This is a genomic window from Sphingomonas faeni (assembly GCF_040407565.1).
Lineage (GTDB): Bacteria > Pseudomonadota > Alphaproteobacteria > Sphingomonadales > Sphingomonadaceae > Sphingomonas > Sphingomonas faeni_F.
The window spans coordinates 336,965-362,815 of the sequence record NZ_JAPZPR010000002.1 but is presented as its reverse complement, the minus strand read 5'-3'; the positions used below and the strand labels follow the sequence as shown (position 1 = coordinate 362,815).

At 67.3% G+C, this 25,851-nt stretch carries 23 protein-coding genes; 10 read left to right on the top strand and 13 right to left on the bottom strand.

Annotated features, from left to right (window positions below):
• The first annotated feature begins 141 nt into the window (after nucleotides 1-141).
• The 6 genes from kdpC to mdoH all read left to right on the top strand — a co-directional run bounded on the left by kdpC (nucleotide 142) and on the right by mdoH (nucleotide 7,965).
• Nucleotides 142-717, top strand: a complete 576-nt coding sequence (gene kdpC, locus O6Y00_RS06135) for a potassium-transporting ATPase subunit KdpC (RefSeq protein WP_353441712.1) — start codon at nucleotides 142-144, stop codon at nucleotides 715-717.
• Nucleotides 714-3,374 (top strand): sensor histidine kinase KdpD, encoded by a 2,661-nt coding sequence (locus O6Y00_RS06130; RefSeq protein WP_353441711.1) that lies wholly within the window; start codon nucleotides 714-716, stop codon nucleotides 3,372-3,374. The genes kdpC and O6Y00_RS06130 overlap by 4 nt, the downstream gene beginning before the upstream one ends.
• Nucleotides 3,371-4,060 carry a response regulator transcription factor gene (locus O6Y00_RS06125; RefSeq protein ID WP_353441710.1) on the top strand — a complete coding sequence of 230 codons (690 nt, stop codon included), beginning with the start codon at nucleotides 3,371-3,373 and terminating at the stop codon, nucleotides 4,058-4,060. Before O6Y00_RS06130 ends, O6Y00_RS06125 begins: the two co-directional genes overlap by 4 nt.
• Nucleotides 4,061-4,327: 267 nt before the next feature.
• The gene (locus O6Y00_RS06120) at nucleotides 4,328-4,573 is read left to right on the top strand and encodes a hypothetical protein (RefSeq protein ID WP_353441709.1); all 246 of its coding nucleotides are present in this window, start codon (nucleotides 4,328-4,330) and stop codon (nucleotides 4,571-4,573) included.
• A gap of 90 nt (nucleotides 4,574-4,663) precedes the next feature.
• Nucleotides 4,664-6,157, top strand: coding sequence for a glucan biosynthesis protein (locus tag O6Y00_RS06115; protein ID WP_353441708.1), 1,494 nt, complete (start codon nucleotides 4,664-4,666; stop codon nucleotides 6,155-6,157).
• The gene (gene mdoH, locus O6Y00_RS06110; RefSeq protein WP_353441707.1) at nucleotides 6,157-7,965 is read left to right on the top strand and encodes a glucans biosynthesis glucosyltransferase MdoH; all 1,809 of its coding nucleotides are present in this window, start codon (nucleotides 6,157-6,159) and stop codon (nucleotides 7,963-7,965) included. The genes O6Y00_RS06115 and mdoH overlap by 1 nt, the downstream gene beginning before the upstream one ends.
• Nucleotides 7,966-8,057: 92 nt before the next feature.
• Here mdoH and O6Y00_RS06105 read toward each other — a convergent pair whose 3' ends face one another.
• From O6Y00_RS06105 to O6Y00_RS06080, 6 genes are all read right to left on the bottom strand, one after another.
• Nucleotides 8,058-9,557 (bottom strand): DHA2 family efflux MFS transporter permease subunit, encoded by a 1,500-nt coding sequence (locus O6Y00_RS06105; protein WP_353441847.1) that lies wholly within the window; start codon nucleotides 9,555-9,557, stop codon nucleotides 8,058-8,060.
• Nucleotides 9,554-10,933 (bottom strand): efflux transporter outer membrane subunit, encoded by a 1,380-nt coding sequence (locus O6Y00_RS06100; RefSeq protein WP_353441846.1) that lies wholly within the window; start codon nucleotides 10,931-10,933, stop codon nucleotides 9,554-9,556. The genes O6Y00_RS06105 and O6Y00_RS06100 overlap by 4 nt, the downstream gene beginning before the upstream one ends.
• Before the next feature lie 158 nt (nucleotides 10,934-11,091).
• Nucleotides 11,092-11,994, bottom strand: coding sequence for an efflux RND transporter periplasmic adaptor subunit (locus O6Y00_RS06095; RefSeq protein WP_353441706.1), 903 nt, complete (start codon nucleotides 11,992-11,994; stop codon nucleotides 11,092-11,094).
• Nucleotides 11,991-12,197, bottom strand: a complete 207-nt coding sequence (locus O6Y00_RS06090) for a DUF1656 domain-containing protein (RefSeq protein ID WP_056052175.1) — start codon at nucleotides 12,195-12,197, stop codon at nucleotides 11,991-11,993. The genes O6Y00_RS06095 and O6Y00_RS06090 overlap by 4 nt, the downstream gene beginning before the upstream one ends.
• Nucleotides 12,194-14,248 carry an FUSC family protein gene (locus O6Y00_RS06085; protein ID WP_353441704.1) on the bottom strand — a complete coding sequence of 685 codons (2,055 nt, stop codon included), beginning with the start codon at nucleotides 14,246-14,248 and terminating at the stop codon, nucleotides 12,194-12,196. Before O6Y00_RS06085 ends, O6Y00_RS06090 begins: the two co-directional genes overlap by 4 nt.
• On the bottom strand, nucleotides 14,245-14,697 hold the full coding sequence (locus O6Y00_RS06080; protein ID WP_353441703.1) for a MarR family winged helix-turn-helix transcriptional regulator: 453 nt from the start codon (nucleotides 14,695-14,697) through the stop codon (nucleotides 14,245-14,247). Before O6Y00_RS06080 ends, O6Y00_RS06085 begins: the two co-directional genes overlap by 4 nt.
• A 362-nt stretch (nucleotides 14,698-15,059) precedes the next feature.
• On the opposite strand from O6Y00_RS06080, the gene O6Y00_RS06075 reads away from it, so the two are divergent.
• Together O6Y00_RS06075 and O6Y00_RS06070 are read left to right on the top strand one after the other, a co-directional pair.
• Nucleotides 15,060-15,917 (top strand): serine hydrolase, encoded by an 858-nt coding sequence (locus tag O6Y00_RS06075; RefSeq protein ID WP_353441701.1) that lies wholly within the window; start codon nucleotides 15,060-15,062, stop codon nucleotides 15,915-15,917.
• A gap of 247 nt (nucleotides 15,918-16,164) precedes the next feature.
• On the top strand, nucleotides 16,165-18,636 hold the full coding sequence (locus tag O6Y00_RS06070) for a TonB-dependent receptor (RefSeq protein ID WP_353441699.1): 2,472 nt from the start codon (nucleotides 16,165-16,167) through the stop codon (nucleotides 18,634-18,636).
• Between the two features lie 111 nt (nucleotides 18,637-18,747).
• Here O6Y00_RS06070 and O6Y00_RS06065 read toward each other — a convergent pair whose 3' ends face one another.
• Entirely contained in the window at nucleotides 18,748-19,698 is a 951-nt protein-coding gene (locus O6Y00_RS06065) for a bifunctional helix-turn-helix transcriptional regulator/GNAT family N-acetyltransferase (protein WP_353441698.1), read from the bottom strand.
• A 177-nt stretch (nucleotides 19,699-19,875) separates the two neighbouring features.
• Here O6Y00_RS06065 and O6Y00_RS06060 point away from each other — a divergent pair, with 177 nt between their 5' ends.
• On the top strand, nucleotides 19,876-20,619 hold the full coding sequence (locus O6Y00_RS06060) for a dienelactone hydrolase family protein (RefSeq protein WP_353441697.1): 744 nt from the start codon (nucleotides 19,876-19,878) through the stop codon (nucleotides 20,617-20,619).
• A gap of 57 nt (nucleotides 20,620-20,676) precedes the next feature.
• Here the strand turns inward: O6Y00_RS06060 and O6Y00_RS06055 are convergent, their stop codons facing one another.
• The 3 genes from O6Y00_RS06055 to O6Y00_RS06045 are packed head-to-tail and all read right to left on the bottom strand — an operon-like array spanning nucleotide 20,677 to nucleotide 22,631.
• Nucleotides 20,677-21,285 carry a DedA family protein gene (locus O6Y00_RS06055; protein ID WP_353441696.1) on the bottom strand — a complete coding sequence of 203 codons (609 nt, stop codon included), beginning with the start codon at nucleotides 21,283-21,285 and terminating at the stop codon, nucleotides 20,677-20,679.
• Nucleotides 21,282-21,677, bottom strand: coding sequence for a hypothetical protein (locus O6Y00_RS06050; RefSeq protein ID WP_353441695.1), 396 nt, complete (start codon nucleotides 21,675-21,677; stop codon nucleotides 21,282-21,284). The genes O6Y00_RS06055 and O6Y00_RS06050 overlap by 4 nt, the downstream gene beginning before the upstream one ends.
• A gap of 60 nt (nucleotides 21,678-21,737) precedes the next feature.
• Entirely contained in the window at nucleotides 21,738-22,631 is an 894-nt protein-coding gene (locus tag O6Y00_RS06045) for a LysR family transcriptional regulator (RefSeq protein WP_353441694.1), read from the bottom strand.
• A gap of 96 nt (nucleotides 22,632-22,727) precedes the next feature.
• Between O6Y00_RS06045 and O6Y00_RS06040 the strand changes: the two genes are divergently transcribed.
• Nucleotides 22,728-23,837, top strand: a complete 1,110-nt coding sequence (locus O6Y00_RS06040) for an aldo/keto reductase (protein ID WP_353441693.1) — start codon at nucleotides 22,728-22,730, stop codon at nucleotides 23,835-23,837.
• A gap of 103 nt (nucleotides 23,838-23,940) precedes the next feature.
• Here the strand turns inward: O6Y00_RS06040 and O6Y00_RS06035 are convergent, their stop codons facing one another.
• From O6Y00_RS06035 to O6Y00_RS06025, 3 genes are read right to left on the bottom strand one after another with little or no spacing between them, the layout of a single operon-like run.
• Nucleotides 23,941-24,387 carry a carboxymuconolactone decarboxylase family protein gene (locus O6Y00_RS06035; protein ID WP_353441692.1) on the bottom strand — a complete coding sequence of 149 codons (447 nt, stop codon included), beginning with the start codon at nucleotides 24,385-24,387 and terminating at the stop codon, nucleotides 23,941-23,943.
• The gene (locus O6Y00_RS06030) at nucleotides 24,384-24,785 is read right to left on the bottom strand and encodes a cupin domain-containing protein (RefSeq protein WP_353441691.1); all 402 of its coding nucleotides are present in this window, start codon (nucleotides 24,783-24,785) and stop codon (nucleotides 24,384-24,386) included. The genes O6Y00_RS06035 and O6Y00_RS06030 overlap by 4 nt, the downstream gene beginning before the upstream one ends.
• Nucleotides 24,772-25,758 (bottom strand): catalase family peroxidase, encoded by a 987-nt coding sequence (locus tag O6Y00_RS06025; protein WP_353441690.1) that lies wholly within the window; start codon nucleotides 25,756-25,758, stop codon nucleotides 24,772-24,774. Before O6Y00_RS06025 ends, O6Y00_RS06030 begins: the two co-directional genes overlap by 14 nt.
• Between the last annotated feature and the right edge of the window lie 93 nt (nucleotides 25,759-25,851).

Genomic DNA, 25,851 nt, shown 5'->3' with positions numbered 1-25,851 from the left:
CCCGGCCTTCGCCGGGGAGGTGCCTGGCAGGCGTGGGAGAGATGCGATGCGTGCCGCCCTCACCCCAAAGCAATGTTCACCCGCGAAGGCGGGTGCCCAGACTGGGTCCCCACCTTCGTGGGGACACATGGAGACGACAGAATGAACTCCGATTTCACCTCCGCCCTCCGCCCGGCGTTCGTCATGACGATCCTGTTCGCGCTGCTGCTCGGGATCGTCTATCCCCTCGCCATGACCGGGATCGGACAGGCCATCTTCCCTAGCCAAGCGAACGGCAGCCTCGTCATGGCCAACGGCAAGGCGATCGGCTCGACCGTCGTCGGCCAGGCCTTCACCACCGACCGCTATTTCCAGACGCGTCCGTCTGCAGCGGGCAAGGGCTATGACGGGCTGGCCTCGTCCGGTTCGAACTACGGCCCGATCAGCCAGGCGCTCGTCGACCGCACCAAGGCCGACGTCGCCAAGCGTCGCGCAGAAGGCGTGACCGGGCTACTGCCTGCCGATCTCGCCACCGCATCGGGTTCGGGCCTCGACCCCGACCTATCGCCAGCCTCTGCCTACGCACAGGTCGATCGCGTCGCACGCACCCGTGGCCTTCCAGCCGACAAGGTCCGCGTGCTCGTCACCGCCAACGTCGACGGCCCGCTGCTCGGCATTCTCGGCGAGCCGCGCGTGAACGTCTTCGCCCTCAATCGCGCCCTCGACGCAACGCGTTGAACGACGACACGCGACCATCCCCCGAGGCCCTTCTGCGACAGGCGTCGCAGGAGGGTCGCGGCCGTCTGAAGATCTTCCTCGGCGCCGCCCCCGGTGTCGGGAAAACCTACGAGATGCTCTCCGAAGGCGCCGAACGTCGCCGCGCCGGCGTCGACGTCGTCATCGGCGTGGTCGAGACGCACGGCCGCGTCGAAACCGAAGCGCTCACGCGAGGCCACGAGATCGTCCCGCGAAAGGCCATCCCCTACGAAGGCCGCACGCTCGACGAGATGGACCTCGACGCCATCCTCGAACGCGCGCCCACGCTCGTCCTCGTTGACGAACTCGCCCACACCAACGCACCCGGCAGCCGCCACCCGAAACGCTATCAGGACGTCGAGGAACTGCTCGCCGCGGGCATCGACGTCTATTCGACGATCAACATCCAGCATATCGAGAGCCTCAACGACGTCGTCGCCTCGTTCACGCGCGTCCGTGTCCGCGAGACCGTCCCCGACAGCATCGTCGAGGCCGCTGAGATCGAAGTCGTCGACATACCCCCCGACGAACTGATCGAGCGGCTGAAGGCGGGCAAGGTCTACCTTCCCCACGAAGCCACGCGGGCGCTCGCGCACTTCTTCTCCAAGTCGAACCTCTCGGCCTTACGCGAACTCGCGCTCCGCCGCGCTGCGCAAGCCGTCGATGCGCAGATGCTCGAACACGTCCGCGCGCTCGGTGTCGGCGGCACCTGGGCGGGCGGCGAGCGGATCGTCGTCGCGATCAGCGAACTGTCCGGCGCGCTCGGCCTTGTCCGCGCCACCAAGCGGATCGCCGACGCGATGCACGCGCCCTGGACCGCGGTGTATATCGAGACGCCGCGCGCGCAGACCTTCGGCGAGCCCGAGCACCGGCAGCTTGCCGCGGTCTTCAACCTGGCGACGCAACTCGGTGGCGACGTCGCGACCGTCCCCGCGACGTCGGTAGTCGACGGCCTCAAGACTTTCACCACCGAGGCGCGCGCGACGCAGCTCGTCGTCGGCAAGTCGACCCGCTCGCGCTGGTTCGAACTCCGTCACGGCTCGGTCGTCGACCAGATGGTCCGCGAGTCGCCGGGGATCGCCGTGCATGTCCTGCCGATGGACCCGCCCACCGCGCCCCGCGGAACGCGCGTGCGGACCGGCGGATGGGGCAGCAAGTCTGGCTACGCGTGGACGACGGCGATGGTCGCGGGCATTACCGGCGTCGCGAGCGCGCTGTTCCACATCCTCAACCTCGGCAACGTCGCGCTGCTCTATCTGCTCCCGGTGATGGCCGCGGCGAGCCTGTTCGGCCTGCGCACCGGACTGTTCGCAGGCGTCGTTTCGTCGATCGCGTACAACTTCTTCTTCCTGCCGCCGACCGGCACGCTGACGATCAACAATCCCGAGAACGTGATCTCGATCCTCGTGCTGCTCGGCATCGCGTTCGTGACGAGCCAGCTCACGTCGCGGGTCCGCGCGCAGGCCGACATCGCCGCCGCCAGCGCCCGCACCAACGCAGCACTTGCCGGCTTTCTGCGCCAGCTGACGTCGCTCAACGACCCGGTCGCGCTGGCCCGCGCGATCTGCGAGGAAATCGGGCGGCTGTTCGGCGTGCGCGCGGTGATCCTCGTCGCGGAGGATCCGGGCCTCGCGGTGCAGGCGGCGAACGGCGCGGATTACCGGCTCGAGACGATGGAGATGGCTGCCGCGCAATGGGCCTACGACACTGGCACGCCGGCGGGCCGCGGGTCCAGCACGCTGGCGGCATCGGAGTGGTTCTTCCAGCCGCTGCGCTCGGGCGAGCGGACGCTGGCGGTGCTAGGGTTGGCTCGGGAAGCGGGTGGCGATCCGGTGCGGTCGGACCAGTTGCCGTTGCTCATGAGCCTCGTCGATCAGGCCTCCCTCGTGCTCGAACGCGCGCGGCTGGAAGTCGAGATGCGCGACGTCGATGCAGTGCGTGAACGCGATCGGTTGCGGCAGGCGTTGCTGTCGTCGGTAAGCCACGACCTGCGCACGCCACTGACGTCGGTGATGGCGGCCGCCGCCGAGTTGCACCGCGGCGTCACGCCGGAGCTGATCGACACGATCGAGACCGAGGCGGCGCGGCTCAATCGCTTCGTCGGCAACCTGCTCGATATGGCGCGTGTCGAGGCGGGCGCACTCCGGTTGCGGCTCGAACCGACCGATCTCACCGATGCGGTGGCGGGCGCGGTCCACGACACGAAGCGCGTGCTCGACGGCCATGCGATCGAGCTCGACGTCGCGCCCAACCTGCCTTTGGTCCGCGTCGATCCGCAACTGCTGCACCATTGCCTGCTCAACCTGCTCGACAATGCCGGGCGCTATGCCGATCCGGGGACGCCGATCGTCGTGCGCGCCGAACATCGGTTCGGGCTGCTCCGGCTGTCTGTGATCGACCAGGGGCCCGGCCTGCCACCCGGCCGCGAGAAGGAGGTATTCGAGACGTTCCGTCGCCTCGAAGGCTCCGACCGCGCGATCGGCGGCACCGGGCTCGGGCTTGCGATCGTGAAAGCGTTCGCCGAAGCGATGGGCATGACCGTCGAAGCCAGCAACCGCGAAGACCTGACCGGCGCACGGTTCAGCCTGTGCTTCCCCGTGGCCCTGCTCGTCCGCGACACCGATGGAGCGAATCTATGAGCGCGCAAACGGTCCTGATCGTCGATGACGAACTGCATATCCGGCGATTGTTGAAGAACACGCTGGAACGGGCGGGATACGGTGTCGAGGAGGCGGTAGACGCGCGCGAGGCGCTGCGGATTGCGGGGAGCCGGCCGTTGACCGCGGTACTGCTAGACCTGGGGCTGCCCGACCGCGACGGGCTCGAACTGGTGCCGCTGCTGAAGAAGCTCGGCGATCCGATCATCCTGGTGGTCTCCGCGCGCGAGGCGACCGACCAGAAGGTTGCCGCGCTCGACCTCGGGGCTGAGGATTATGTGACGAAGCCGTTCGATACCGAAGAACTGCTCGCCCGGTTGCGGGTGGCGTTGCGGGGGCGTGGTGAGGCGACATCGCGGCCGACGATCCTGCGGGCGCATGGGGTGGAGATCGACTTCGAACACCGCCTCGTCCGGCGCGGGAACGAGGAAGCGCATCTGACGCGCAAGGAGTTCGACGTGCTGTCGGCGCTGGCGGCGCATCCGGGGCGGGTGGTTACGCACCAGCGGATCCTCGAGGCGGCATGGCCTACCGACCACGACCGCCGCATCGAGTATCTCCGCATCGTCGTGCGTAACTTGCGGCAGAAGCTGGAGGGGACGGGGGGCGTCGGCACGGTGATCGCGAACGAACTTGGGATCGGATACCGGCTGCTCGTCGACGCCTGAGTTGAGAAAACTTGTTTTCCCGCGAAGGCGGGGATCCAGACTGGGCTCCCGCCTTCGCGGGAGAACAAGGAAGTGGTCGGTTCGCTGGTAAATGCGCGTAGCCAACCGTCACCAACGAAAGCTGGGGGATCCCCGCAACAGGTCACCCCTGCCGCGCGAGGTCCCGGCTTTCGCCGGGATGACGGGGTTGCGCACTATGTGAACACTATGGCTCCCCCCGTTATCGATCTCGAACGCTTATGCCGCATCCGATAGCTGGAGTGTCGCATGACCGACGCCCACCGCCTCCGCACCGATCTCAGCCTCCGCGCGAGCGGAATCCTGTCGCTCGCGATCGCCTTCACCGCGATCTACACGCTCGCCCGTCTCGATCAGCAAACCGGCGCACTCGCATTTCTGCTCGCCACGATCGGCTTCCTCTGCGCGAGTGCTGGCGCGATGTTGGTGGTCGTCGGTGGGCAAATCCACGACCCGGTCAGGATCAGCGCCCGCTGGCAACGCGCCGCGCGATAGAGCGCGCGCGCCGCGGGACCTGTCGACGCGCGCGTGTGCCGTCACTATGCTACCGCATTGCAGCATGATAACGACGAGGGAGCACTCTGCATGATCGGTCGACGCGAAGTAGTAACCGCGCTGGGTCTGTTGGGTGTCCTCCCGCAGGCCGCCGCAGCAATGCGTACGGTGCCCGGCAAGGCCGAGCCGTTCTCGTGGGATGCGCTCCAGCAGCGCGCCGCGACGCTGGCCACCAAGCCATACAGTGCCCCTGCCAAGGTCGCCGCAGCCGCCGCGATCGATTACGACAAGGTCGGCAGCATCCGCTTCCGCGCGGACAAGACGCTGGCGGGCGGTATCCGCCTGTTCCCGCTCGGTCGCTATGCGCCGATGCCGGTGGCGATCAACGTCGTCGAGGGCGGTGAGGCGCGCCGTATCGAATTTTCGCGCGACCTGTTCGAGGCGGAAGAGGGCCATGCCGCCGCGCTCGGCATCGCCGGGTTCCGGGCGATGGCACCGGGCGGGACCAGCGACTGGATGGCGTTCCAGGGTGCCTCCTATTTCCGCACTGCAGGCGCGCAGGACCAATATGGCCTGTCCGCACGCGGGCTCGCGATCAACACCGGGCTGCCGGGCCGCGAGGAATTCCCCGACTTCACCGAATTCTGGATCGAGCGGACCGGCGCGGACGCGTACACGATCTATGCGCTGATGGACGGCGCCAGCGTCACCGGCGCGTACCGCATCCAGTCGCGCCACGTCGCTGGCGCAGGCGTCGAGCAGCAGGTTTCGTCCGTGCTCAACGTCCGCCGCGACATCGAGCGGCTCGGCATCGCGCCTGCGACGAGCATGTTCTGGTACGGCGAAGGCAACCGCGCCGCCGCGGTCGACTGGCGTCCCGAAATCCACGATTCGGACGGTCTGGCGCTGCTCACCGGCGCCGGCGAACGCATCTGGCGGCCGCTCAACAATCCGCCGCACGACACGCTGGACAGTTTCGCGGATCAGGCGCCGAAGGGCTTCGGGTTGATCCAGCGCGACCGGAATTTCGATCACTATCAGGACGACGGTGCGTTCTACGATCGCAGGCCGAACCTGTGGATTCAGCCGCAGGGTGACTGGGGCAAGGGCGCAGTGATGCTCTATGCTTTCCCGACCAACAGCGAGACGGTCGACAATGTCGTCTCGTTTTGGACTCCGGCAGCGCCTGCGAAGGCGGGGCAGCGGTTGCAGTTCGATTACTCGCTGTCGTGGAAATCGACCGATCCGACCGCCGTCGCCGCGACCGCGCACGTCGTCGATTGCTGGCAGGGCGTCGCCGGCCGACCGGGCGCCGAGCCGGTGAAGGGCGCGCGAAAGCTTGTGGTCGATTTCATCGGTGACGGTCTTGCCGGCCTCGACCGGCAAAGCGGCGTGACCGCCAAGATCGACGTCGTCCGCGGCAAGGTGCTCGCCAATGCGGCCTATCCCGTCGTCGGCCAGAAGAACCGCTGGCGCGTCACCGCCGACGTGGCTCCCGATGCACAAGGACCGGCGGACGTCAGGCTGTTCCTCACGCGGGGCGGTCGTGCGCTCAGTGAAACTGTCCTTACGCCGATATTCTGATGCCCGCGCTTCCTGCAATGATGCCCGGCGAAACGCCGATCGAGATGCTACCGCAGCGTTTCGACGGGCCGCCGCCACCCTGGTCCGCACCCGAGCCGGGACCGGGGATGGTCGTGTCGTCCGACGACATGCTCGCGCGCCGGATCATGCTCGTGCTGATGACCGGCCTGCTGGCGACCGCGGCGTCGTCGGCAGTGCAGGAATCGCTGCTCGCGGATGGGCTGAGCTTCTGGGATGTGGCGTTGCTGGCGCTGTTCTTCCCGTTGTTCGCGTGGATTTCGTTTGGATTCATGAACGCCGCGATCGGCTTCGTGCTGTTGATGACCGGCGGGCATCCGGGGTTCGTGCCGACCCCGCGACAATCGGAACCGCTCGAGGGGCGCACCGCGATCCTGATGCCGGTCCACAACGAGGACATCGATGCGGTGTTCGAGCGGATCGCGTGGATGGCGCGCGCGATCGCCGCGGGCGGTGTCGCCGACCGGTTCGACATCTTCATCCTGAGCGATTCGGGCGAAGCGGCGGAGGCGGCCGAGGTTGCGGCGTGGGAGCGACTCGCGCCGACGCTCGACTGCGCGCTCTATTACCGTCGCCGGACCGAGAATGTCGGGCGCAAGCCGGGCAACGTCGCGGAGTGGATTCGGCGGTTCGGCGGCGGCTATCGCTACATGCTGATGCTCGACGCGGATAGCCTGATGGGCGGCAACACGATCATCGGCATGGCGCAGGTGCTCGAACGGCGGCCGGCTGTGGCGCTGCTCCAAACCGTGCCCGCGGTGATCAACGGCGTGACGTTCTTCCAGCGCTGGATGCAGTTCGCCAGCCGGTTGTACGGCCCGATCTCGACCGCGGGCCTCGTCTGGTGGTCGGGCTCGGAGGCAACTTTCTGGGGGCATAATGCGCTGATTCGGATCGAGGCGTTCGCGTCGAGTTGCGGGCTACCGGATCTGCCCGGGCGCGCACCGTTCGGCGGCGTCATCATGAGCCACGACATGGTCGAGGCAGCGCTGCTGCGGCGGCGCGGCTGGCGTGTGCACATGCTGATGACCGAGGAGACGTTCGAGGAATATCCCCCGACGCTGATCGACGCGGCGGTGCGCGACCGGCGCTGGGCGCAGGGTAATATCCAGCATCTGAGCCTGCTGACGTCGTCGGGGTTCCATTGGGTCAGCCGGCTGCAACTGCTGATGGGCGCGTCGGCGTTCATCACCTCGCCAGTCTGGCTGCTGATGATCGCGACGAGCGTGGTGCAGGCGCTGATCGGCGAGCGCAACATCGTCGAGGCGCAGACCTCGCTGCAGGTGCTGTTCGTCACGCTGTTGTTGCTGTTCGGACCGAAGCTGTTGAGCGTGATCTGGGCGTTTTCGAATGCGGAGCGTCGCGAGGGGTTCGGCGGGCGGCGCGGGATCGTCCGCTCGGTGCTGGTCGACGTGCCGTTCTCTATGCTGTCCGCGCCGGTGATCGCGCTGACGCAGACGATTGATCTGGCCGGGATCCTGATGGGCCGGAAGTCCGGCTGGGCGCCGCAGAACCGTGATGCACACGAGCTGTCGCTGGCGGACGTGATGCCGCGCTATCGCTGGCATGTCGGGGTGGGCGTGGCGCTGCTCGCGGTCACGCCGTTCGCGCCGGTCACCGCGGCGTGGCTTGCGCCCGTAACGTTGGGGCTGTTGCTCAGTCCGTTCCTGACGATGCTGACGGCGAGCGAGAAGGCGGGGCGGTGGGCGCTGTCGCACGGGATGTTCGTGGAACCCGGCGAGCATGTGTCGGTGCTGTCGCGACCGTCGTTGCCGGCGCACAGCGGCTAACCCAGGTCATCCTGACGAAAGTCAGGACCCAGGGTAATCGAGCGTCACCCGTCTTGGCTCTGGATGCTGACTTTCGTCAGGATGACGGTGGGTTACGCCCTGTGTCCGCTCAGCTCCGCCCCCGCGTCGACCGCGAATCGTCGGTTCCAGATCGTCGCCGAGGCGGACACCGCGGTCACCACTAGGAACGCCAGCGTGAAGTCCGTCAGCGCCGGCCTAGTCGCGCCGGTGCCCAGCATCCCGACGTGCAGCGACGCCGCCCCCACGCAGATGCCTAGCGACAGCATCAGTTGCTGGAACGTCGCGTAGAAGCTGGTCGCGCTGCTCATCCGCGACGACGGAATCTCGTCATACGCGATCGTGTTGTACGCCGAGAACTGGAACGACATGAAGAAGCCCGAGATCATCAGCACGCCGAAGATCGCGGGGATCGGCCAGTCGGGGCGGAACAGGCCGGCGACCGCATAGCCCGAACTCGCGCAGAGCCCGCCGACGATCAGGCTGTTGCGGAATCCAAAGCGCCTGAGCACGCGCGGGGCGAGGCTCTTCATCATCAGCGAGCCGATCGCGCCGGCGATCGTGATCGCGCCGCTCGCCGCCGCGGTCATTCCGAAACCCAATTGGAGCATCATCGGCAACAGGAAAGGCTGCGCGCCCTGCGTGATGCGGGTCAGCGATCCGCCGATCACCGACAGCCGGAAGGTCGGGATGCGCATCAGCGACAGATCGAGGATCGGATCGCTGCGGTGTTTCGCGTGGCGGATATAGGCAACGCCCGCGATCAGCCCGACGACGATCAGCACGATCGCACGCGAGAGTTCGCCGGTGCGGCTAGTCATCTCGAACCCGAACAACAGGCAGCCGAGCGACACGCCCGACAGGATGAAGCCGGGGACGTCGAACTTCGCCGGCCGGTCCTCGCGCACCTCGCCGATAAAGCGCGTCACCAGGATCACGCCGAGCAGGCCGATCGGCACGTTGAGGTAGAAGATCCAGCGCCAGTCGAGATAGGTGACGATCGCACCGCCGACCGGTGGCCCGAGGATCGGACCGATCAGCGCGGGCATGATCAGCCACGACATCGCTTGGACCATGTCCTCCTTGGCGACGCTGCGGAGCAGGACGAGGCGGCCGATCGGGATCATCATCGCGCCGCCGAGCCCTTGCAGGAAACGCGCGCCCATCATGAACGGCAGGCTGGTCGCCTGGCCGCACAGCATCGATCCGCCGACGAAAATGAGGATCGCCGCGCGGAAGATCGTGCGCGAGCCGAACCGGTCCGCGAGGCGTCCGCTCGCGGGAATGAAGATCGCGAGTGCCAGCAGGTACGAGGTCAGCGCCGAACTCATGCTGGTCGCGGGGACGCCGAAATCGCGCGCCATCGTCGGCAGCGCGGTAGCCAGCACGGTCGAGTCCATCTGTTCCATGAACAGTGCGCAGGCGATGATCAGCGCGGTGACGCGGTAGTTGCTTGGCGTATGCGGCAGTGCGTCCGGGTCCTTGGCGACGCGCGCGATGGTGTCCGCAGCGGGCATGATGCCGTCGCGGATTTCGCTGTTGATCGACGCCAGCCCGCGGCGGCGCAGCCTCAACTCTGCCACCCCCCGCCGAGCGCTTTGAAGACGTCGACCTGGCGATCGACCAGCAGCGCGTCGGATGCGGCGAGGTTGGCCTGCGCGGTGGTCAGCGCCGCCTGTGCGGTCAGCAACGAGAGGAAATCGGTGCGGCCGAAGCGGTACAGCGTCCCTGCTTGGTCTGCTGCGCGTGCGGCGCTGGACTGCGCGCGGCGGAGCGCTGCGTTGCGGTCGCCTTCGCGGGCATAGGCGGACAGCGCGGTCTCGGTCTGGCGGAGCGCTTCGAGCGTGGTCGAATCGAATTGCGCCAGTGCCTGGTCAGCGCTGGCGCCGGCCTGGGCGATTTGCGCGCGGATGACTGGGCGGTTGGGGAAGCTCCAGCTGATCAGCGGTCCGAGCCCGAGATGGAACGCGTTGGTCGAGCCGAGCGACGAGACCGGACCGGTGAACCCGGCCGAGCCGCCGAGGCTGACCTGCGGATAGAGGTTGGCGGTCGCCACGCCGATCCGTGCGGTCGCCGCGGCGAGCGTGCGTTCCGCCGCACGGATATCGGGGCGGCGCTGAATCAGCGCGCTGCCGTCGCCGATCGGCAGCGGGCGGGTAAGCGCGGGCGGCTTGGCGCAGGTCGCGACGTCCTTCGGATAGTCGGCAGGCGCGCGGCCCATCAGCGTGGCGAGACGGTAGAGCGCGGCGGTGCGCGTCGCGACCTGCGACGGGATCAGCGCTTCGCTCTGGTCGACCGCGGTGCGCGCCCGAGTCACGTCGAACGCGGTGCCACGACCGCCGCGTTGCAGGCGCTGCGTAACGTTCAATGTCTGGCGTTGCAGCGCGAGGATACGGTTGTTCGCGGCCAGCACCGAGTTGGCGGTGCAGGCGGTGGCATAGCTGCGCGCGGTCTCCGCCGCGACGGTCACGCGAACGTTGTCGCGCGCGGCGGCGACCGCCTCGGCATCGCCTTGTGCCGCCTCGATCGCGCGGCGGATACGGCCGGACAGGTCGAGTGGGTAGGCGAGCGTGATGCCGAGATTATAGTCGAGCGTGCCGGGCAGGCTGCCGCCGGTCGTGTACGGGCGGTCGAGCGAGGCACCGCCGCCGAGGGCGGTCGACAGCGTGCGGCCGGCGGCGACTTCGGCGACGACCGCGTCGGCGCGGCGCAGGTTCGCGTCGGCGGCGCGGAGATCGGTGTTGGCGGCGAGCGCTTCGGTGACGAATGCGTCGAGGCGGGCGTCGCCGTAGAGTTGCCACCAATGGTCGGGAAGCGGGGTGTCGGCGAACGCCTTCTCATGGCCGCTGTCGAATGCGCCTTGGGCGGAGGGACGGTTGACGACCGCGGATTCGGGGAGGGCGTAATTCGGGCCGGCGGTCGTGCAGGCTGCGAGGGCGAGTGAGGCGATGAACGTTGCGAGACCGCCGCGACTGACGTGCTTATTGCCCCCTCTTCCGTCATCCTGACGAAAGTCAGGACATAGAGCCACGCAGGACATCGCTTGTAACCCTGGGTCCTGACTTTCGTCAGGATGACGTCGGGGGGTGGGGCAAATGGAAGCGCGCATCATGCCGTCGTCCCCGGCGCTACGCGGGGCTGGACCGTCACCGTTGCGGTCCGTCCGACGATCAACTGCGTCCCCTTCGGCACCTGCGTCAGCTTCACGCGGACCGGAATGCGCTGCGCCAGTCGCACCCAATTGAACGTCGGGTTCACGTTCGGCAGCAAATTCGTCGTGTTGGTCCGCTCGCTGTCGTTGATCCCCGCGGCGATGCTGTCGACGCGGCCGTGCAGCGCTTGCGGTTCGCCCATCAGGTGGACGATCACCGGATCGCCGACGCGGATGCTGCCGAGCTTGGTCTCCTCAAAATAGCCTTCGACGCGGAGCGAATCGGTGTCGACCAGCGCCATCGCCTGCGCGCCCGTCGCGATATAGTCGCCGGGGTGGAGATCGAGGTTGGTGACGATCCCGTGCACCGTCGCGCGCACCGTCGTCCGCGCGAGGTTGAGCGCCGCGGTCGAGCGTGCGCTCTGCGCCTGCGCGAGTGCGGCCGACGCGGTGGCGACGCGCGCGACGTTCTGCTCGTGCGTTTCCTTGGCAACCAGGTCGCCCAAGGCAAGATCGCGCTGTGCCTCGCGGCGCGCCTGCAATAGCGTCGCACGCGCGCTCGCGATCGAGGCGTCGGACTGCGCCAGCGCCAGCTGGAAGCGCGGGCGATCGACCACGAACAGCACGTCGCCGGGCTTCACCGCTTGGTTGTCGTGGACCGCGACCTGCGTGACGAGCCCGGCGACGTCGGGCGTCACGCGGACGATATCGGCGCGGATCTTCCCGTCGCGCGTCCACGGATCGGTCTCGTAGTGCTTCCACAGCCAGATCCCAACGAGCACTGCCAGCAGGACGATCACCAGCGTGACGGCGGAACGGCCGAACGGCGCGAGCAGCGATTTGAAACGGGAAGCGGTCATGCGGAAGGTCCGGTGAGCAGGGCGAGCAGCCCGAGGATGAGGATGAACAGCGCGAGATCGACGAGCGGGCGATAGGTCACCACGCGGTAGAAACCGGCGAAGGCGAGCAACCGCGTCGCCAGTCCGGTGAGCAGGACGGCGGCGACAGCGAGCAGCAGGATGCTCGGCAGGAAGACGCCGCCGATCGAGATTTCGCCGGTCATGGGGTTGCTCCATATGCGGGCGCCTGGGGGAACAGGTTGCGCCGGAGCGAGGTCAAAGCCAAGACGCCGGTGCGGTGGCGGTCCGACATGCCGGCAGGCGTGCTGGTCGCAAACCCGGCCATCGCCGTGTCGATCCCGGCGAGCAGATCGGGCTCGGGGGGGGCCGGCCTGTCGGGGCGCAACGCGCGGTAATGCCTGCCGACTCCGCGCAGCACCGGGGTGATCGCCGCAGCCTCGCCGGGCGTGCCGTCGAGCCGCAACTGCTTGAGTTCGCCGACCGCGACGCCGACGCGCAGATCGGTCAGCGCGTCGAGCAGCGGCTTGCCCGGGTCCTCGCCCTGCGCTGCGAGCCGCGGTGCCAGCAGCCCGATCCGGTCGAGCATCCGCGCGATCCAGCCAGCGGCGTCGGGGCGGCCGGGCGAGTCGCTCCGCGACGCCAGTTCACGCCAGCCCGCGCGGATCAACCGCCGCGCGCTGGTGTCCGCGCCGATCGTCTGGAACAGCCCGACCGTGACGACCGCAAACAACGTGCCGACCAGCTGCGCGATGCCGCCGTTGATGAACGCGCTGAAATCGCTGCCGAAGCGATCGTTCAGCCCGACCGTGTTCAACCCGCCGAGCAGCGCGCCGAGCGTGACCAGCAAGGTCGCGGGGCGCGCGAGGTACATCCCGCCGATCAGCATCGGGGGGGCTAGCACCGCCATCAGCGTCACGAAATCGGTGACCCGGGGCAGGATCGCGAAGGCATAGACCGCGGAGATCACAAGGCCGATGATCGTGCCGTAGAAGAACGCCATGATCGACGGTGCGGGATCGTCGCTGTTGCCGAACAGCGCGCAACACACGCCCGCGATCAGCACCGCGCCCGCGCCGTCCGCCCAGCCGGTACCGATCCAGAAGATGCAGCCGAGCAGGATCGTCGCGATCGTGCCGAGCGCCGCCCGGAGCGCGATGCCGCGGTCGCGGTGTAGCGGGCGCTTGGTCGTGCGCGCCAGCAGCCGGGTCACGGCGGGCGTGACGGGCGTGCGCGACGGCGAACGCATCTGGTCGCGCAGGTCGCGCGCGTTGCGATGTGCGTCGATCAACTCGGCGAGCCGGGCGAGCAGGCTGAGCCGCAATGCGTCGCGCCAGATCAGCGTGTCGCCGACGGGTGGTTCGAGCGCCCTGGCACGGGCGATCAGCGCATCGGCGGTCTCGCGTCGTTCGGCGAGCGGCAGCGGATCGCGCAGCCAGTCGCGGACGTCCTCGATCAGCGCGATCGCTTCGGGGCGGGGGGCGTCGGCACCGCGTCGCAGCTCGACGATCCGGTCGTCGACCGCGCTCGCCAATGGTAGCAGCATCGACAGCTCGGCCTGGAGCGCGCGGAGCGTCCTGACCCGCGGCAACAGCCGAGCGGTATCGAACGGCAAATGGATGGAGAGCTGATGCAGCTCGTTGATGTCGAGCGCGAGCCGGCGGCGGTCGCGACCGAGTGCCGCATCGGACTCGCCCGCGAGCGAATCGCGCGACCAGCGCTCGGCATCGCCGAGGATCGCTTCGATTCGTCCGAGCAGTACCGCGGTCACGGTCTGCGGAAAGACGAAGCCGTGGATCAGGCTGCCGCAGAGGATCCCGATCGTGATCTCCTGGACGCGCAACGCCGCGGTCGTGAACACCGCACCGGGCGCCTCGACCGACGGAAAGCCGATGATGCTCGCGGTATAGCCCGCCAGCAGGAACAGATACGCGCGGGGGGTGCGGTCGAGCAGCGAGATATAGAGACACAGGCCTAGCCACAGCGCGAGACCGAGCGACAGGAGTTCGGGCGCGTTGACCAGATTGGGCACCAGCACCACCGCCGCGACTGCGCCGAGCACGGTGCCGGCGACGCGGAACACCGCCTTCGACAACACCGCGCCCGCCAGCGGCTGTGCGACGATGTACGAGGTCGTGACCGCCCAATAGGGGCGCGTCAGGCCGATCCTGAGCGCGATGTAATAGGCCAGCATCGCCGCGACGAAGCATTTGACCGTGAACAGCGCCTCCGTGCTGCCGAACCGCGAGAGCATCATCGCGCGCGATCCGCCTGGAAGCGCGCGCCGAGCCGTTCGGCCACGCGCAGCGCGGTGGCGAGGTCGTCGTCGGACACGCCGTCGAGCATCGCGTGGCGCAAGGTCGCGAACTTCGACTCGATCGTGGTGACGAGCGTCCGGCCGCGGTCGGTCAGGCGGATTCGGCTGACGCGTGCGTCGTCGGGGTCGCGGTGGCGTTCGACCAGTCCGGCGGCGGTCATCTGGTCGATCGAGCGGACCAGCGAGGCCTGCGTCACGTCGAGTTCGTTCGCGAGATCGGTCTGGCGGACGTCGTCGCCGAGCCGCCCGACCTGGACCAGCGCCCAGCCGGTCGACGCGGACACGGACATGTCGCTGAGCGCACGATCCGCCGCCTGCCGCCACAGACGCGCGAGCGGCATCAGCGTGCGGGCATAGGAGGCTTCGAGACGGGCGCGGGCGGAAGTCATTAGCGTGCTAAGTAATGACGTTTGCCGATGCTGCAATGCGGAATTGCGTGTTGGCGTGAAAAAAGGCCTGTCTTCCAACCCTTGGATCCTGCGTCCGGTATCCGAGTCCTTTATAGTCGTCACCGACCGGCGGTTCCGGATCCCTGTTCCTCATGCCAGACGTCTTCCCGAAGAGGTGGCTTGCTGCGACGCGGACGCGATCGCGAATTCCGGACCCGCTCGCTCCGCGCGCTTTTGCTCGAAAAGCGGCCTGTCCGAATACGCGACTTATTGGCTTCGCTATTTCGGCATGCAACTAGGTGTTCAGACTTGTCGGTCTAGCGTGCGCCATTCGCTGACCGACAACACCCCGAGGACGATCGATGCGCGCACCCCTGGTTTCCCGCCTGCTTCTTTTCGGTATCGCTGCGAGCGCCCTTGTCCCGGCCCCTGCGGCGGCGAGTTCGCCGGCGCTCGTCGGGCTCGAGCGCGCGCTGAGCAAGCTGGTTGCGGAACGTCCCGGTGAGTACGGCATCGCCGCGCTCGACCTCAGCGACGGCTCGACCGTCGCTATCAACGGCGACACGCCATTTCCGATGGCGAGTACGGTCAAGCTTGCCATCGCCGCCGCTTATTTGGCCGAAGTCGATCAAGGCCGACGCAGCTTCGGCGACGTGATCTACGGTCGTCCCGCCACCAAAGTCCTGGAACTGATGATCGTCCGCAGCGACAACATCGCGGCCGACCAACTGCTCGCCACGCTCGGCGGGCCGGTCGTCATCCAGCAGTGGCTGTCGTCGCACGACATCACCGGCATCCGGGTAGACCGGACCATCGCCCAGTTGCTGCGGGACCGTGGCCACCTTGCCGACAGCAAGGATGTCGCCACGCCGAACGCCATGGTCGCGCTGCTGAGCAAGCTCGACAACGGCACTGTCCTGACGGCGCAAAGCCGCATCTTCCTGTTCCAGCTGATGAGCCGCTGCGTAACGGGCACTCGCCGTATCCGCGCGCTGCTCCCGATCGGTACGCTGGTGGAGGACAAGACCGGCACGCTCGATGGGATCACCAACGATGTCGGGTTCATCACCATGCCTGACGGTCGGCGCGTGGCGGTCGTGGTGTTCGCACGCGGTGGACGCGATCGCCAACCCGTCATCGCCGAGGTTTCCCGCGCGATTTACGACCGCTTTGCGGACAGCGCCCGCAACGCACTTTCCCTGTTCATGAGCATGCGCTGATCCAAGCCAGGGTGACCGCCCACGGGCCGGTCGCCGTACGGTAGAACGTCGCTGCTAAACTTCAGAGCGTGTCATCGCCACGACACTGTGCCTACGCCATCCCCACGATGGCGGCGTTGCCTCAGCTTCTGTGCGGCACGACGTCTGAAACATATTCGTCACGGTTCCGTAGCAAGTACGACGCACTCGCGCCGTAACGGACCCTTCAGCGCGGTTGGAGCTATCGCGTTCAGGGGGTCTGAGCATCATGAAGAACGTGTCCGCGACAATGTTGTCGCTGTTGTGTGGCGTCGCCGTGACGGCGCTGATCCCTTGCGCTCCCGCCGCGGCACAGACGGCTATGGCCTCGGCGGTACTTGCCGATGCGCCGCAGGCGGAGGTTGGCGCTACCGGCGATGCGAAGGGCGATATCGTCGTCACCGCCACGACAACCCGCTCGGTGAGCCAGGTGTCCGCCGTGGAAATCCAGAAGGTCCTGCCGGGTATCAGTCCGCTGAAGGCGTTGCAGACGCTGCCCGGAGTCACGTTCCTGACCGCGGATCCATGGGGGAATAACGAGCAGAACATCTCGCTGTTCATCCACGGCTTCAACCAGCAGCAGCTTGGCTACACGCTCGACGGCGTGCCGCTGGGCGACCAGACCTACGGCAATTTCAACGGCCTTTCGCCACAGCGCGCGATCATCTCCGAAAACGTCGGACGGATCACGCTCGCGACCGGTGCAGGCGACCTCGGGACGCCGTCGACCAGCAATCTCGGCGGCACGATCGACGCGTTCTCGAGCGATCCCAAGCAGGATCTCGGGGCGACGATCCAGCAGGTCGTCGGCAGCTATTCGACGTCGCGCACCTATGCCCGGATCGACAGCGGCGACCTCGGCGACGGCACGCGCCTCTATGTGTCCGGCGTCCGCCAGCGCGCGCGTGCGTGGGACTTCAACGGCAGGCAGGGCGGCTACCAGGCAAACGCCAAGGTCGTCCATGACGACAGCAACGGCACGCTGACCGCCTATTTCGCCTATTCGGACAAGACCGAGCCGAACGAGGACGCGACGTCGATCGTCGTGCGGCCCGCCACCGGCACGACCGCAGCGATCGATAACCGCGGTGTCGCGCCCTATGTCCGGCCGTTCCTGTACCCCGACGCCACCAACGCGATCGCCTATTACAAGTCGGCGGAATATGCCGCCGTCAATGCCGCGCCCGGCGCGAACTATCGTAACTATTACAGCGATGCGCAGCGCACCGACTATCTCGGCTATGTGAAATACGACTGGAAGATCGCGCCGGGCCTGACCTGGTCGAACCAGGGCTATTTCCATCACAATGACGGCGTCGGCGTCGTCGCCGGGCCGGTGACGGCAGCCGGCCTGCCGACCCTGTTCTCGTTCTATTTTCCCGGCGCGCCGGGCAGCAGCCCGACCTCGGCCCCCAATCTCGCGCGGCTGTCGACGATCTTCGGCGGATCGGGCATCGCCACGCGGACGACCGAATACCGGATCGACCGGGTCGGGGCGATCTCGACCCTGCGCGCCGATATCGGCGACCACCAGATCGAGATCGGCGGCTGGTACGAGCATCAGAGCTCGTCGGCCAAGCGCCGCTGGTACGCCTTCGATGCGAACAACCCGTCGACGCCCTATGATCGCCCGCTCGATCTCGCCCAGCCGCTGATCACGCAATATCACAGCGAGATCCGCGTCGACGAAATCCAGACGCATATCCAGGATGCCTGGAAGATCGTCCCGACGCTGACGCTCCAGGCCGGGTTCAAGAGCACGTTCCAGAAAGCGAGCCAGACCGTCCCCGTGCAGCCGATCCCCGGCTCGTTCACCGGATCGCGCGAATTGCCGACCGGCAAGATCGACACCAGCCGCGTCTTCCTGCCGCAGGCGGGTGCGCTGTGGGAGGCAAGCGAGCACGAACAGGTCTTCGTCAACGCGCAGAAGAACATCCGCCAGTTCCAGACGAGCGCGGCGGCGGGCCAGTCGCCGTTCGCACTCGGCAGCCAGACGCTGTTCGAATTCTTCAAGGCGAACACCAAGCCCGAGACGAGCTGGACCTATGAGGGTGGTATCCGCACGCAGCGCAGCCTGGACTTCGGCCCGCTGACAGGCTTCCAGGGCCAGATCAGCGTCTATCACGTCGACTTCAGCAACCGGCTGCTGTCGATCAGCCCCAATGCGACGATCACCGCGATCGTCAGCGGGGCGACGATCCTGCAGAACGTCGGCAGCGTCAAGACGGACGGCATCGATGTCGCCGGCACGCTGCGCTTCGGCAGCGCGTTCTCGCTGTACAATGCGCTGTCGTACAACAACTCGCGGTTCGGCGATAATTATCTGAACGGCACGACGACGGTGCTGACCAAGGGCCGCAAGGTCCCGGGCGCGCCGGCGTGGTTGAACAAGACCGTCGCCACGCTGTCGGTCGCGCCGTTCGACGTGCAGCTGATCGGGGATTACCTCGGCAGACGCTATGCGACGTTCACCAACGACCTGTCTGTGGGTGGCTATTTCACCTTGTCGGGACGGATCGGCGTCGACGTGCCGCTCAGCCAGGGGTTCGTCGCCAAGAAGATGACGCTCAGCCTGAACGTGACCAACATCACCAACAAAAGGGCGGAGTCCACGTTGAGCGTCGGCGCGGCGTCCGGCACCTACAACTTCTTCCCGCTGGCACCGCGGCAGGTGTTCGGGACGGTCAGCATCGGCTTCTGAGGCGCGTATCCGGGATCGATGCCGTCGCGCGCATCCATCCCGGACAACCGCGGTCGGCGCCGGTTCCGTACGTCGAGACGGGCAGGGGGCAACCGGCCGCGGATGGCCGCATCATGTCGCCGACATGGGCGGCCGATAGAGCATGGCGACGTTGCATCGCTCGTAGCGCCTGCCGAATTCCTCCATGATCCCGGCGTCATGGACGAACCCGAGCTTCGCGTAGAGATGGATCGCCGCCGCACTTTTCGCATTGCTGAGCAGATAGAGCCGGTCGCATCCCAGCGCCTCGGCCCGCGCGATGATCGCGTGGAGCAGGAATTCGCCCGCCTTCCTGCCGCGCGCCGACTCCGACACCCCCATCTTCGTCAGCTCGAACTGCCGCTCGCCCGTTTTCTGCAACGCGCAGGTGCCGACGATGCCCAGCGTCGGATCCTCGACGAACAGGATGTCGCCGCCCGGCGCGATGATCCGTTCCTGCGGGTTCCTGAGCACGTCGATATCGGTCTGTTCGAGCCGGTACATGGCTTCGATCCATTCGGCGTTGATGCGGTAGAAATCGTCCGCGAGCGCATCGCTGAACCGCCGGATCGCGAGGCCGCCGCGCGGTCGTTGCTCCAGCGGCTGCTCGGCCAGCGCGCGCTCGGTCGCGTCGATCAGGCTCAGCAGCGCGGGGGCGTCGCACACTTCGTTCACCGCCGCGCGCAGGCGTGGCCACAGCACGGTATTGGCCAGGTCCATCGCCGCGCTGCCCTTGGCGCTCAGGACCAGTGTCTTGCTCCGCTGATCGCGCGCATCGCGGCTGGTCTCGACCAGCTCCATCGCCACCAGCCGCGTCAGTATCCGGGTCACCGCGGGCTGGCTGATCCCCAGCACCTTGACCGCGTCCCCGACCGTCATCGGGCCGCGACGATACAGCGCGGTCAGGAGCGGCATCTGGCTTGGCTGCGTCGGCAGCCCGCAATCGACCGCGATCCGTTCGGCGCCGCCCTGCATCCGCTCTGCAAGCCGCTTCAGACGACTACCCAGCATCACGGCGCCTTCGAGCGCCAATATATCATCCATGCCAGTTCCCCACCTATTTAGATAACACGATATATAGCGGGTTATGAGAAACTTTCCGGCGAAGTGCAACTGCGTTGTGGATGGAGAGAATGGCCATCAGGGAAGAACCACCGGCATCCTCTGGACAAGCTCCCGTACCGCCGTGCATCTGCTGGGCACCGGCATGAGGATGAGCGGATGATCTTACGCAGCGACGAAACACTCGATGTCGACGTAGCCGGCAGCGGCCCGATGCGAATGCACCTGTTCCGGCCCGCGATCGAGGGGCGCTTTCCGGGCGTGCTCCTGTTTTCCGAAATTTATCAGGTTACGGCGCCGATCCGTCGGCTGGCAGCGATGATCGCCGGCAACGGCTATGTCGTGGCCGTGCCCGAGGTTTATCACGACTATGAACCGGCGGGCACGGTGCTGACCTATGATCCGGCCGGCACGGATCGTGGCAATGCGCTCAAGATCGCCAAACCCGTCGCGGCCTTCGACGCCGATGCGGAGGCCGGCCTGACCGCGTTGCTTGCGCATCCGGCCTGCAGCGGCAGGCTCGGGACGTTCGGCGTGTGTCTCGGCGGCCATCTCGCCTATCGCGCGGCGCTGGATCCGCGCGTGTCCGCGTCCGCCTGCTTCTATCCGACGGATATCCATTCGGGCACGCTCGGCCAGGGACGGTCGGACGACAGCATGGCGCGCATGGCCGCGCTGAAGGCCGAGATCATGCTCGTCTGGGGGCGCCAGGACCCGCATGTTCCCTTTGCCGGTCGCGAGGCGATCCGCGCGCGGCTCGAGGAGGTCGGTGCGTCCTACGAATGGCATGAGCTTAATGCGCAGCATGCGTTTCTACGCGACGAGGGCCCGCGCTACGATCCTGCGCTGTTCCTGCAGGCGATGGCGCTGACGCTGGCCTTCTACCGCCGCGCCTTGGCATGACCCTCTAGGCTGGCGCCTGGCCCATCGATTCGTCGGCAGGTCAGCGCAGCGGGTGCTTCACGATGTCGTGTCGTCTGCAGTCTTGTCGGAGCGGCCGAACAATTTCCATCCCAGCAGTCCGGCGACGAGCAGACCGACGATCACCCAGGTGAGATTGCCGAGCAGGCTCGCGATCGTCTGAACCTGATCGCTGAACGCGCGCCCGAGCGAGACGTAGATCAGCAACCACAGCACTTCGCCGGCGACGTCGAGGATGACGAACCGCATCCAGGGATATTCGGTCAGGCCGCTGGTGACGTTGATCCACGGACCCAGCGGCCCGATCAGCCACCGGCTGAAGAAGATGCCCCACCCTGCCCATTTGCGCGAATAGGCCTCGGCCTGTTCGACCTTGTCCGCGCCGCCGATTCGCTTCGTCACGGCCGCGAGCAACGGTCGCCCGCCATATCGCCCGAACGCGTAGCCGATCTGATCGCCGACGATCGCGCCGGCGGCACCGGCAAACACGACCGGCCAGAAATCGAGCTCGCCCTGCGCGACGAACGACCCCATCGCCACCAACGTCAGCGAGCTGGGGAACGGCATGCCCGCCGCCGCGAGGATCATCGCACCGAAGAGCGCGGGAAGCCCGTAGGTGGTCAGCAGTTCGAGAAGCTGGTCGGTCATCGCGCGGGGGACGGCTTGGCCATGAACGATCGCGGTGGGGGGCCGGGGGGCGGATAGGGTGGACGCGCATGGACGATCGCGTAGGTCAGTTTCGCCTCGATCTGGGTCATCGAGCGCCCGCTGTCGCGTGCGATCCGGCCGAGGGTCCGATGATCCGGCTCAGGCGGCAGGTTCAGGGCCTGGTGCAGGACGTGCGGCGGGACGTGATAGGAATGCGCGACATAGCCGATCGTCATCCACCGCTCGATCGGCTCGTCGCGGTGCGCGTTCCAGTAGATCGCATCGCCGACCGTACGGACCGCATGATAGCCCGTGAATGCGACGACCGCGACGAACGCCGCGATCAGCAGCCGCCGCCAGAATCGGTCGCGTGTCGTTCCAGTTCGCTTCATGCGGGTGCGATAGGCGCGACGCGGGGTATGAGCAACGCCGGCCGCTTCGTCGCCCCTGGCTCACGCCGCGCTCCAGCGCAGGGCGTCGATCAGCACGCGCAAGGCCGGGGTGACCTGCCGGCTCGGGTAATAGAGATAGCAACCCGGGAACGGCGGAGACCAGTCGTCGAGCACCTGGATAAGCCGGCCGTCGGCAATCTCCTCGGCGACGTCGTGTTCCAGCATATAGCCCAGCCCGGCACCGGCGCGGACCGTCGCGGCCGCGAGCACCTCGTCGTTCACGATCAGCTGTCCGCCCGGGCGGAACCGGATGTCGCGACCCTCATGCTCGAACTCCCAGGGCAGCAGCCCGCCCCCGCCGAGCAGCCGGTAGTTGACGCAGTTGTGCGCCTCCAGATCGGCAGGGGATGCAGGTATCGGTCGGGTCGCGAAATACGCCGGCGTGCCGACCACCACCGTGCGCAGTGCCGGGCCGACCGGCACCGCCACCATGTCGCGGTCGACCGTCTCGCCGAACCGGATGCCGGCGTCGAACCCGCCCGCCACGAGATCGACCAGCCGGTCTTCGACGATCACCTCAACCGAAATCTCGGGATGCGCGCGCAGGAAGCCCGGCAGGGACGGGGCCAGCACCATCCGCGCGGCAGAACCGAAGGTGGTCAGACGGATCGCGCCCGACGGCACGCCGCGCCAGTCGGCCAGCGCCGACAGCCCGCGGGCGAGTTCGGCCAGCGCCGGATCGAGCGAGCGCAACAGGCGTTCGCCGGCCGCCGTCGGCGCCACGCTGCGCGTCGTGCGGGCGAGCAGGCGCACGCCCAGGCGCTGTTCCAGGCTGCGCATCGCATGGCTGAGCGCGGAGGGCGACAGGCCGAGTTCGGCGGCGGCGCGCGTGAAGCTGCGGACGCGCGCCACCGCCGCAAAGGCGGCAAGATCGTCCAGGTCACCACGCCTCATTGCTGCACGTCCTTCACAAGGCCTTGTCGCCGATACCCGCTAATCACGAAAGCGATACCGTCTATCTCGTGTCGGACTTTCCTAGGAGATACAGTAATGACCCTCAACACGTATCGCACGCTTGGGCGCTCCGGCCTCGCGGTCAGTCCGCTTGCCCTCGGCACGATGACGTTCGGCGCCGGACGCTGGGGCGCCGACGAAGCCACGTCGCGGTCGATCTTCGACGCCTATGTCGAGGCCGGCGGCAATTTCGCCGATACCGCCGACGTCTATTCGGGCGGGCAGAGCGAGGAGATGCTGGGTCGCTTCGTCGCCGAACGCGGCAATCGAGACACGATGGTGATCGCGACCAAGTCGGGCTTCCCCCGCACCGACGGCACCCCGCTGGCCGGCGGCAACTCCGCGCGCAACATCCGCGACGGCATCGAGGGCTCGCTGCGCCGGTTGGGCACCGATTTCATCGATATGTACTGGACGCATGTCTGGGATCGCACGACCCCGCCCGAAGAAGTGCTGCGCGCGCTGACCGACGCGGTGCGGCGGGGCGACATCCTGTATTACGGCTTTTCCAACGCGCCGGCGTGGTACGCCGCGCAGATCGCGACACTCGCCCGCGCGCACGGTTTGCCCGAGCCGGTCGGGCTGCAATATTCCTATTCGCTGATCGACCGCGGGGTCGAGCTCGACGTGATGCCCGCGGGGCAGGCGCTCGGGCTGGGGCTGGTGGCGTGGAGCCCGCTCGGTGCCGGTCTGCTGACCGGAAAATACGGCCGCGAGAAGCTCGCGGAGGCGGGGCCCGCGGGCAGCCTGCCCAACCGCGCCGGCATGACGACCGACAGCGGCAGCGACGGCAGGTTGAACGGCGACAATCCGTATGGCGGCATGCTGTTCACCACGGCGAATTTCGACGTGGTCGACGTCGTGCGCGCGGTCGCAGCCGAGATCGGCCGGCCGATGGCGCAGGTCGCATTGGCGTGGGCTGCGGCCCGCGGCGGGGTTTCATCGGTGCTCGTGGGCGCGAGCCGGCCCGGGCAGTTGCTCGAGAACATCGCCGCGCTCGAGATCGTGTTCAGCCCCGACCAGCAGGCGCGTCTCGACGCCGTGGGCGCGCCGCCGATGCTGAACCCGTATTTCATCTTCGACCTGCCGCGCGAGCGGATCTTCGGCGGTCAGGCCGTAACGCCGTGGGCGCCTGCCATGCCGTGACGGGCATCGCGGGACCGGCCAAGCATTTCGACACGCATCCCTGCCGGTCGCGTCGCGTCAGCGCTTACGGGCCGCCACCGGGTTCCCTTGCGGTCCGATGCGGTCATGACCGCGCCTCGGGACCCCGTCGGAAACTGATGGCGATCCGGTTATAGGCGTTGATCAAGCCGATCGCCACGGTGAGGTCGGCGATCTCCTTCTCGTCGAACTGCGCGCTGACGATGGCGAACACCGCATCGGAGACACCGGCGCCCGCCACCATCGTGACCGCCTCCGTCCAGGCGAGCGCGGCCCGCTCGCGGTCGCTGAAGACGTCGCCCGCCTCGCGCCAGGCGGAGACGAGCAGGAGCTTACCAGCCGTGACGCCCGCGGCGAGCAGGTCATGGCCGTGGCTGTCGATGCAATAGGCGCAGCCGTTGATCTGCGATGCGCGCAGATACACGAGGTCGACCAGCGGCTTGGCCAGCCCGCAACCGCCGACATACAGATAGACGCCGCCTAACGCCTTCATGCCGTTCGCCGCGAGATGCTGGTAATCGAGGCGCATCATCGACGGGGGTCCGACGTCTTGAGGGGGGCGCCGTCGTCGGAGACGAACGTCACCAGCAGGCGCGCGGGACGCACCGCGCTCGCATTCGCCGTCAGCAGGTGATGGGCACCGGGTTGCTCGGTCCAGCCCTGCCCGACCCGGTAGCTGCGCACGGGCTCGCCTTCGATCCGGCTCTGGATACTGCCTTCGAGAACATAGGCGTAGAGAAACGCGGCGCCGTGCCGGTGCGGCGCGGCGCGCGCGCCGGGTGGGAACGTCACCACCGCCGCCGTGAACCGTTTGCCGACCACGCCGGGCAGCGGCTGCGAGACGAGCGGCGCGACGCTCTCCTCGGGGATCGGCGCGGCGGCCGGCATCGCTAGGAGCGCCGCGAGCATCACCGGACTAATGGCGTTCATTGAACGATACCGGATAGGCGGCATTACGGATCGTCACCATCGGGTCGGCGATCGCGATGCCCGGTGGCAAGGCGCCGGGAAGAAACAGCAGATCGCGGTCGGCCGCGACCGTGTCCGGTCCGGGCCGATCGATCGTGATCACGCCCAGCGTCACCAGGCGACGGGTTTCGGGCCATGCCACCGACGGATCGTCGACCCGGTCCGTCGGCTCTCCCAGTTGCGCAAGCCAGGTAAAGCGGACGGGTGCCCTGGCGACACGCGCGGCGATGTCGTCGATCAGGTACGTCGCCGAGCGTCGAGCTAGCGCGGCATCGTCCAGATACTGCTCGCCGGCCTCGGGCACGAAGCGATAGCGGACCGGGTGGCTCTTTCCGCCTGCGTCGATGAAGAAAAACGCGTTGACGCCGTAGAACGCGGTGGTCGCAAAGCTTTCCGGCGGCGGCTTCTGGGTCGTAAAGAACGTCCTTGCCGCAGGATGGGTGCCGAGAAATGCCTCGAACGGCGTTGGCGATGCCGTGCCCGCCGGGCTGTGGCCGAGCGCTTGCAGAAGCGTACTGAACTCCGCCGCCGTTCTCACCGGAAATCCATTGAAGCTGTGATTGACGATATCCAGGTTCGATCCGTCCGGCAGGAGGAACTTGACCGCGAAGCCGCGAGGATTGGCGCTCGCGCTGGTATCGGGAATATCGGGGATCCCGGTAAAATCGGAGAACCGGACGATGATCGGCACGGCGTCCGTGAAAACAGCCGCCGTCGACAGCGCGCGCGCAGCGGGAGCGGGCGTGAAACGGCCTTGCAGGATCACGCCCTTGGCGTGGACCGCGCGCGCATGATGCGCGCCGAACGCGCCATGGAAATCCTTGACGAGCTGTGCCGGGAGGCGTTTGGGAAGAGCCTGTTCGGTCTGCGCGTTGGCCGGCAAGCAGCCAAGCCAAACAGCAGCGATACCAACAACAGTCGATCGAATAGCCATTCTGGTTCCCCCGGTCGTCGGCCAGATCATGCTCCGATCACAGAAGAAAAGTCTGTTCCCAAATTGCTATTCGGAACCGATACTGCGCCCATG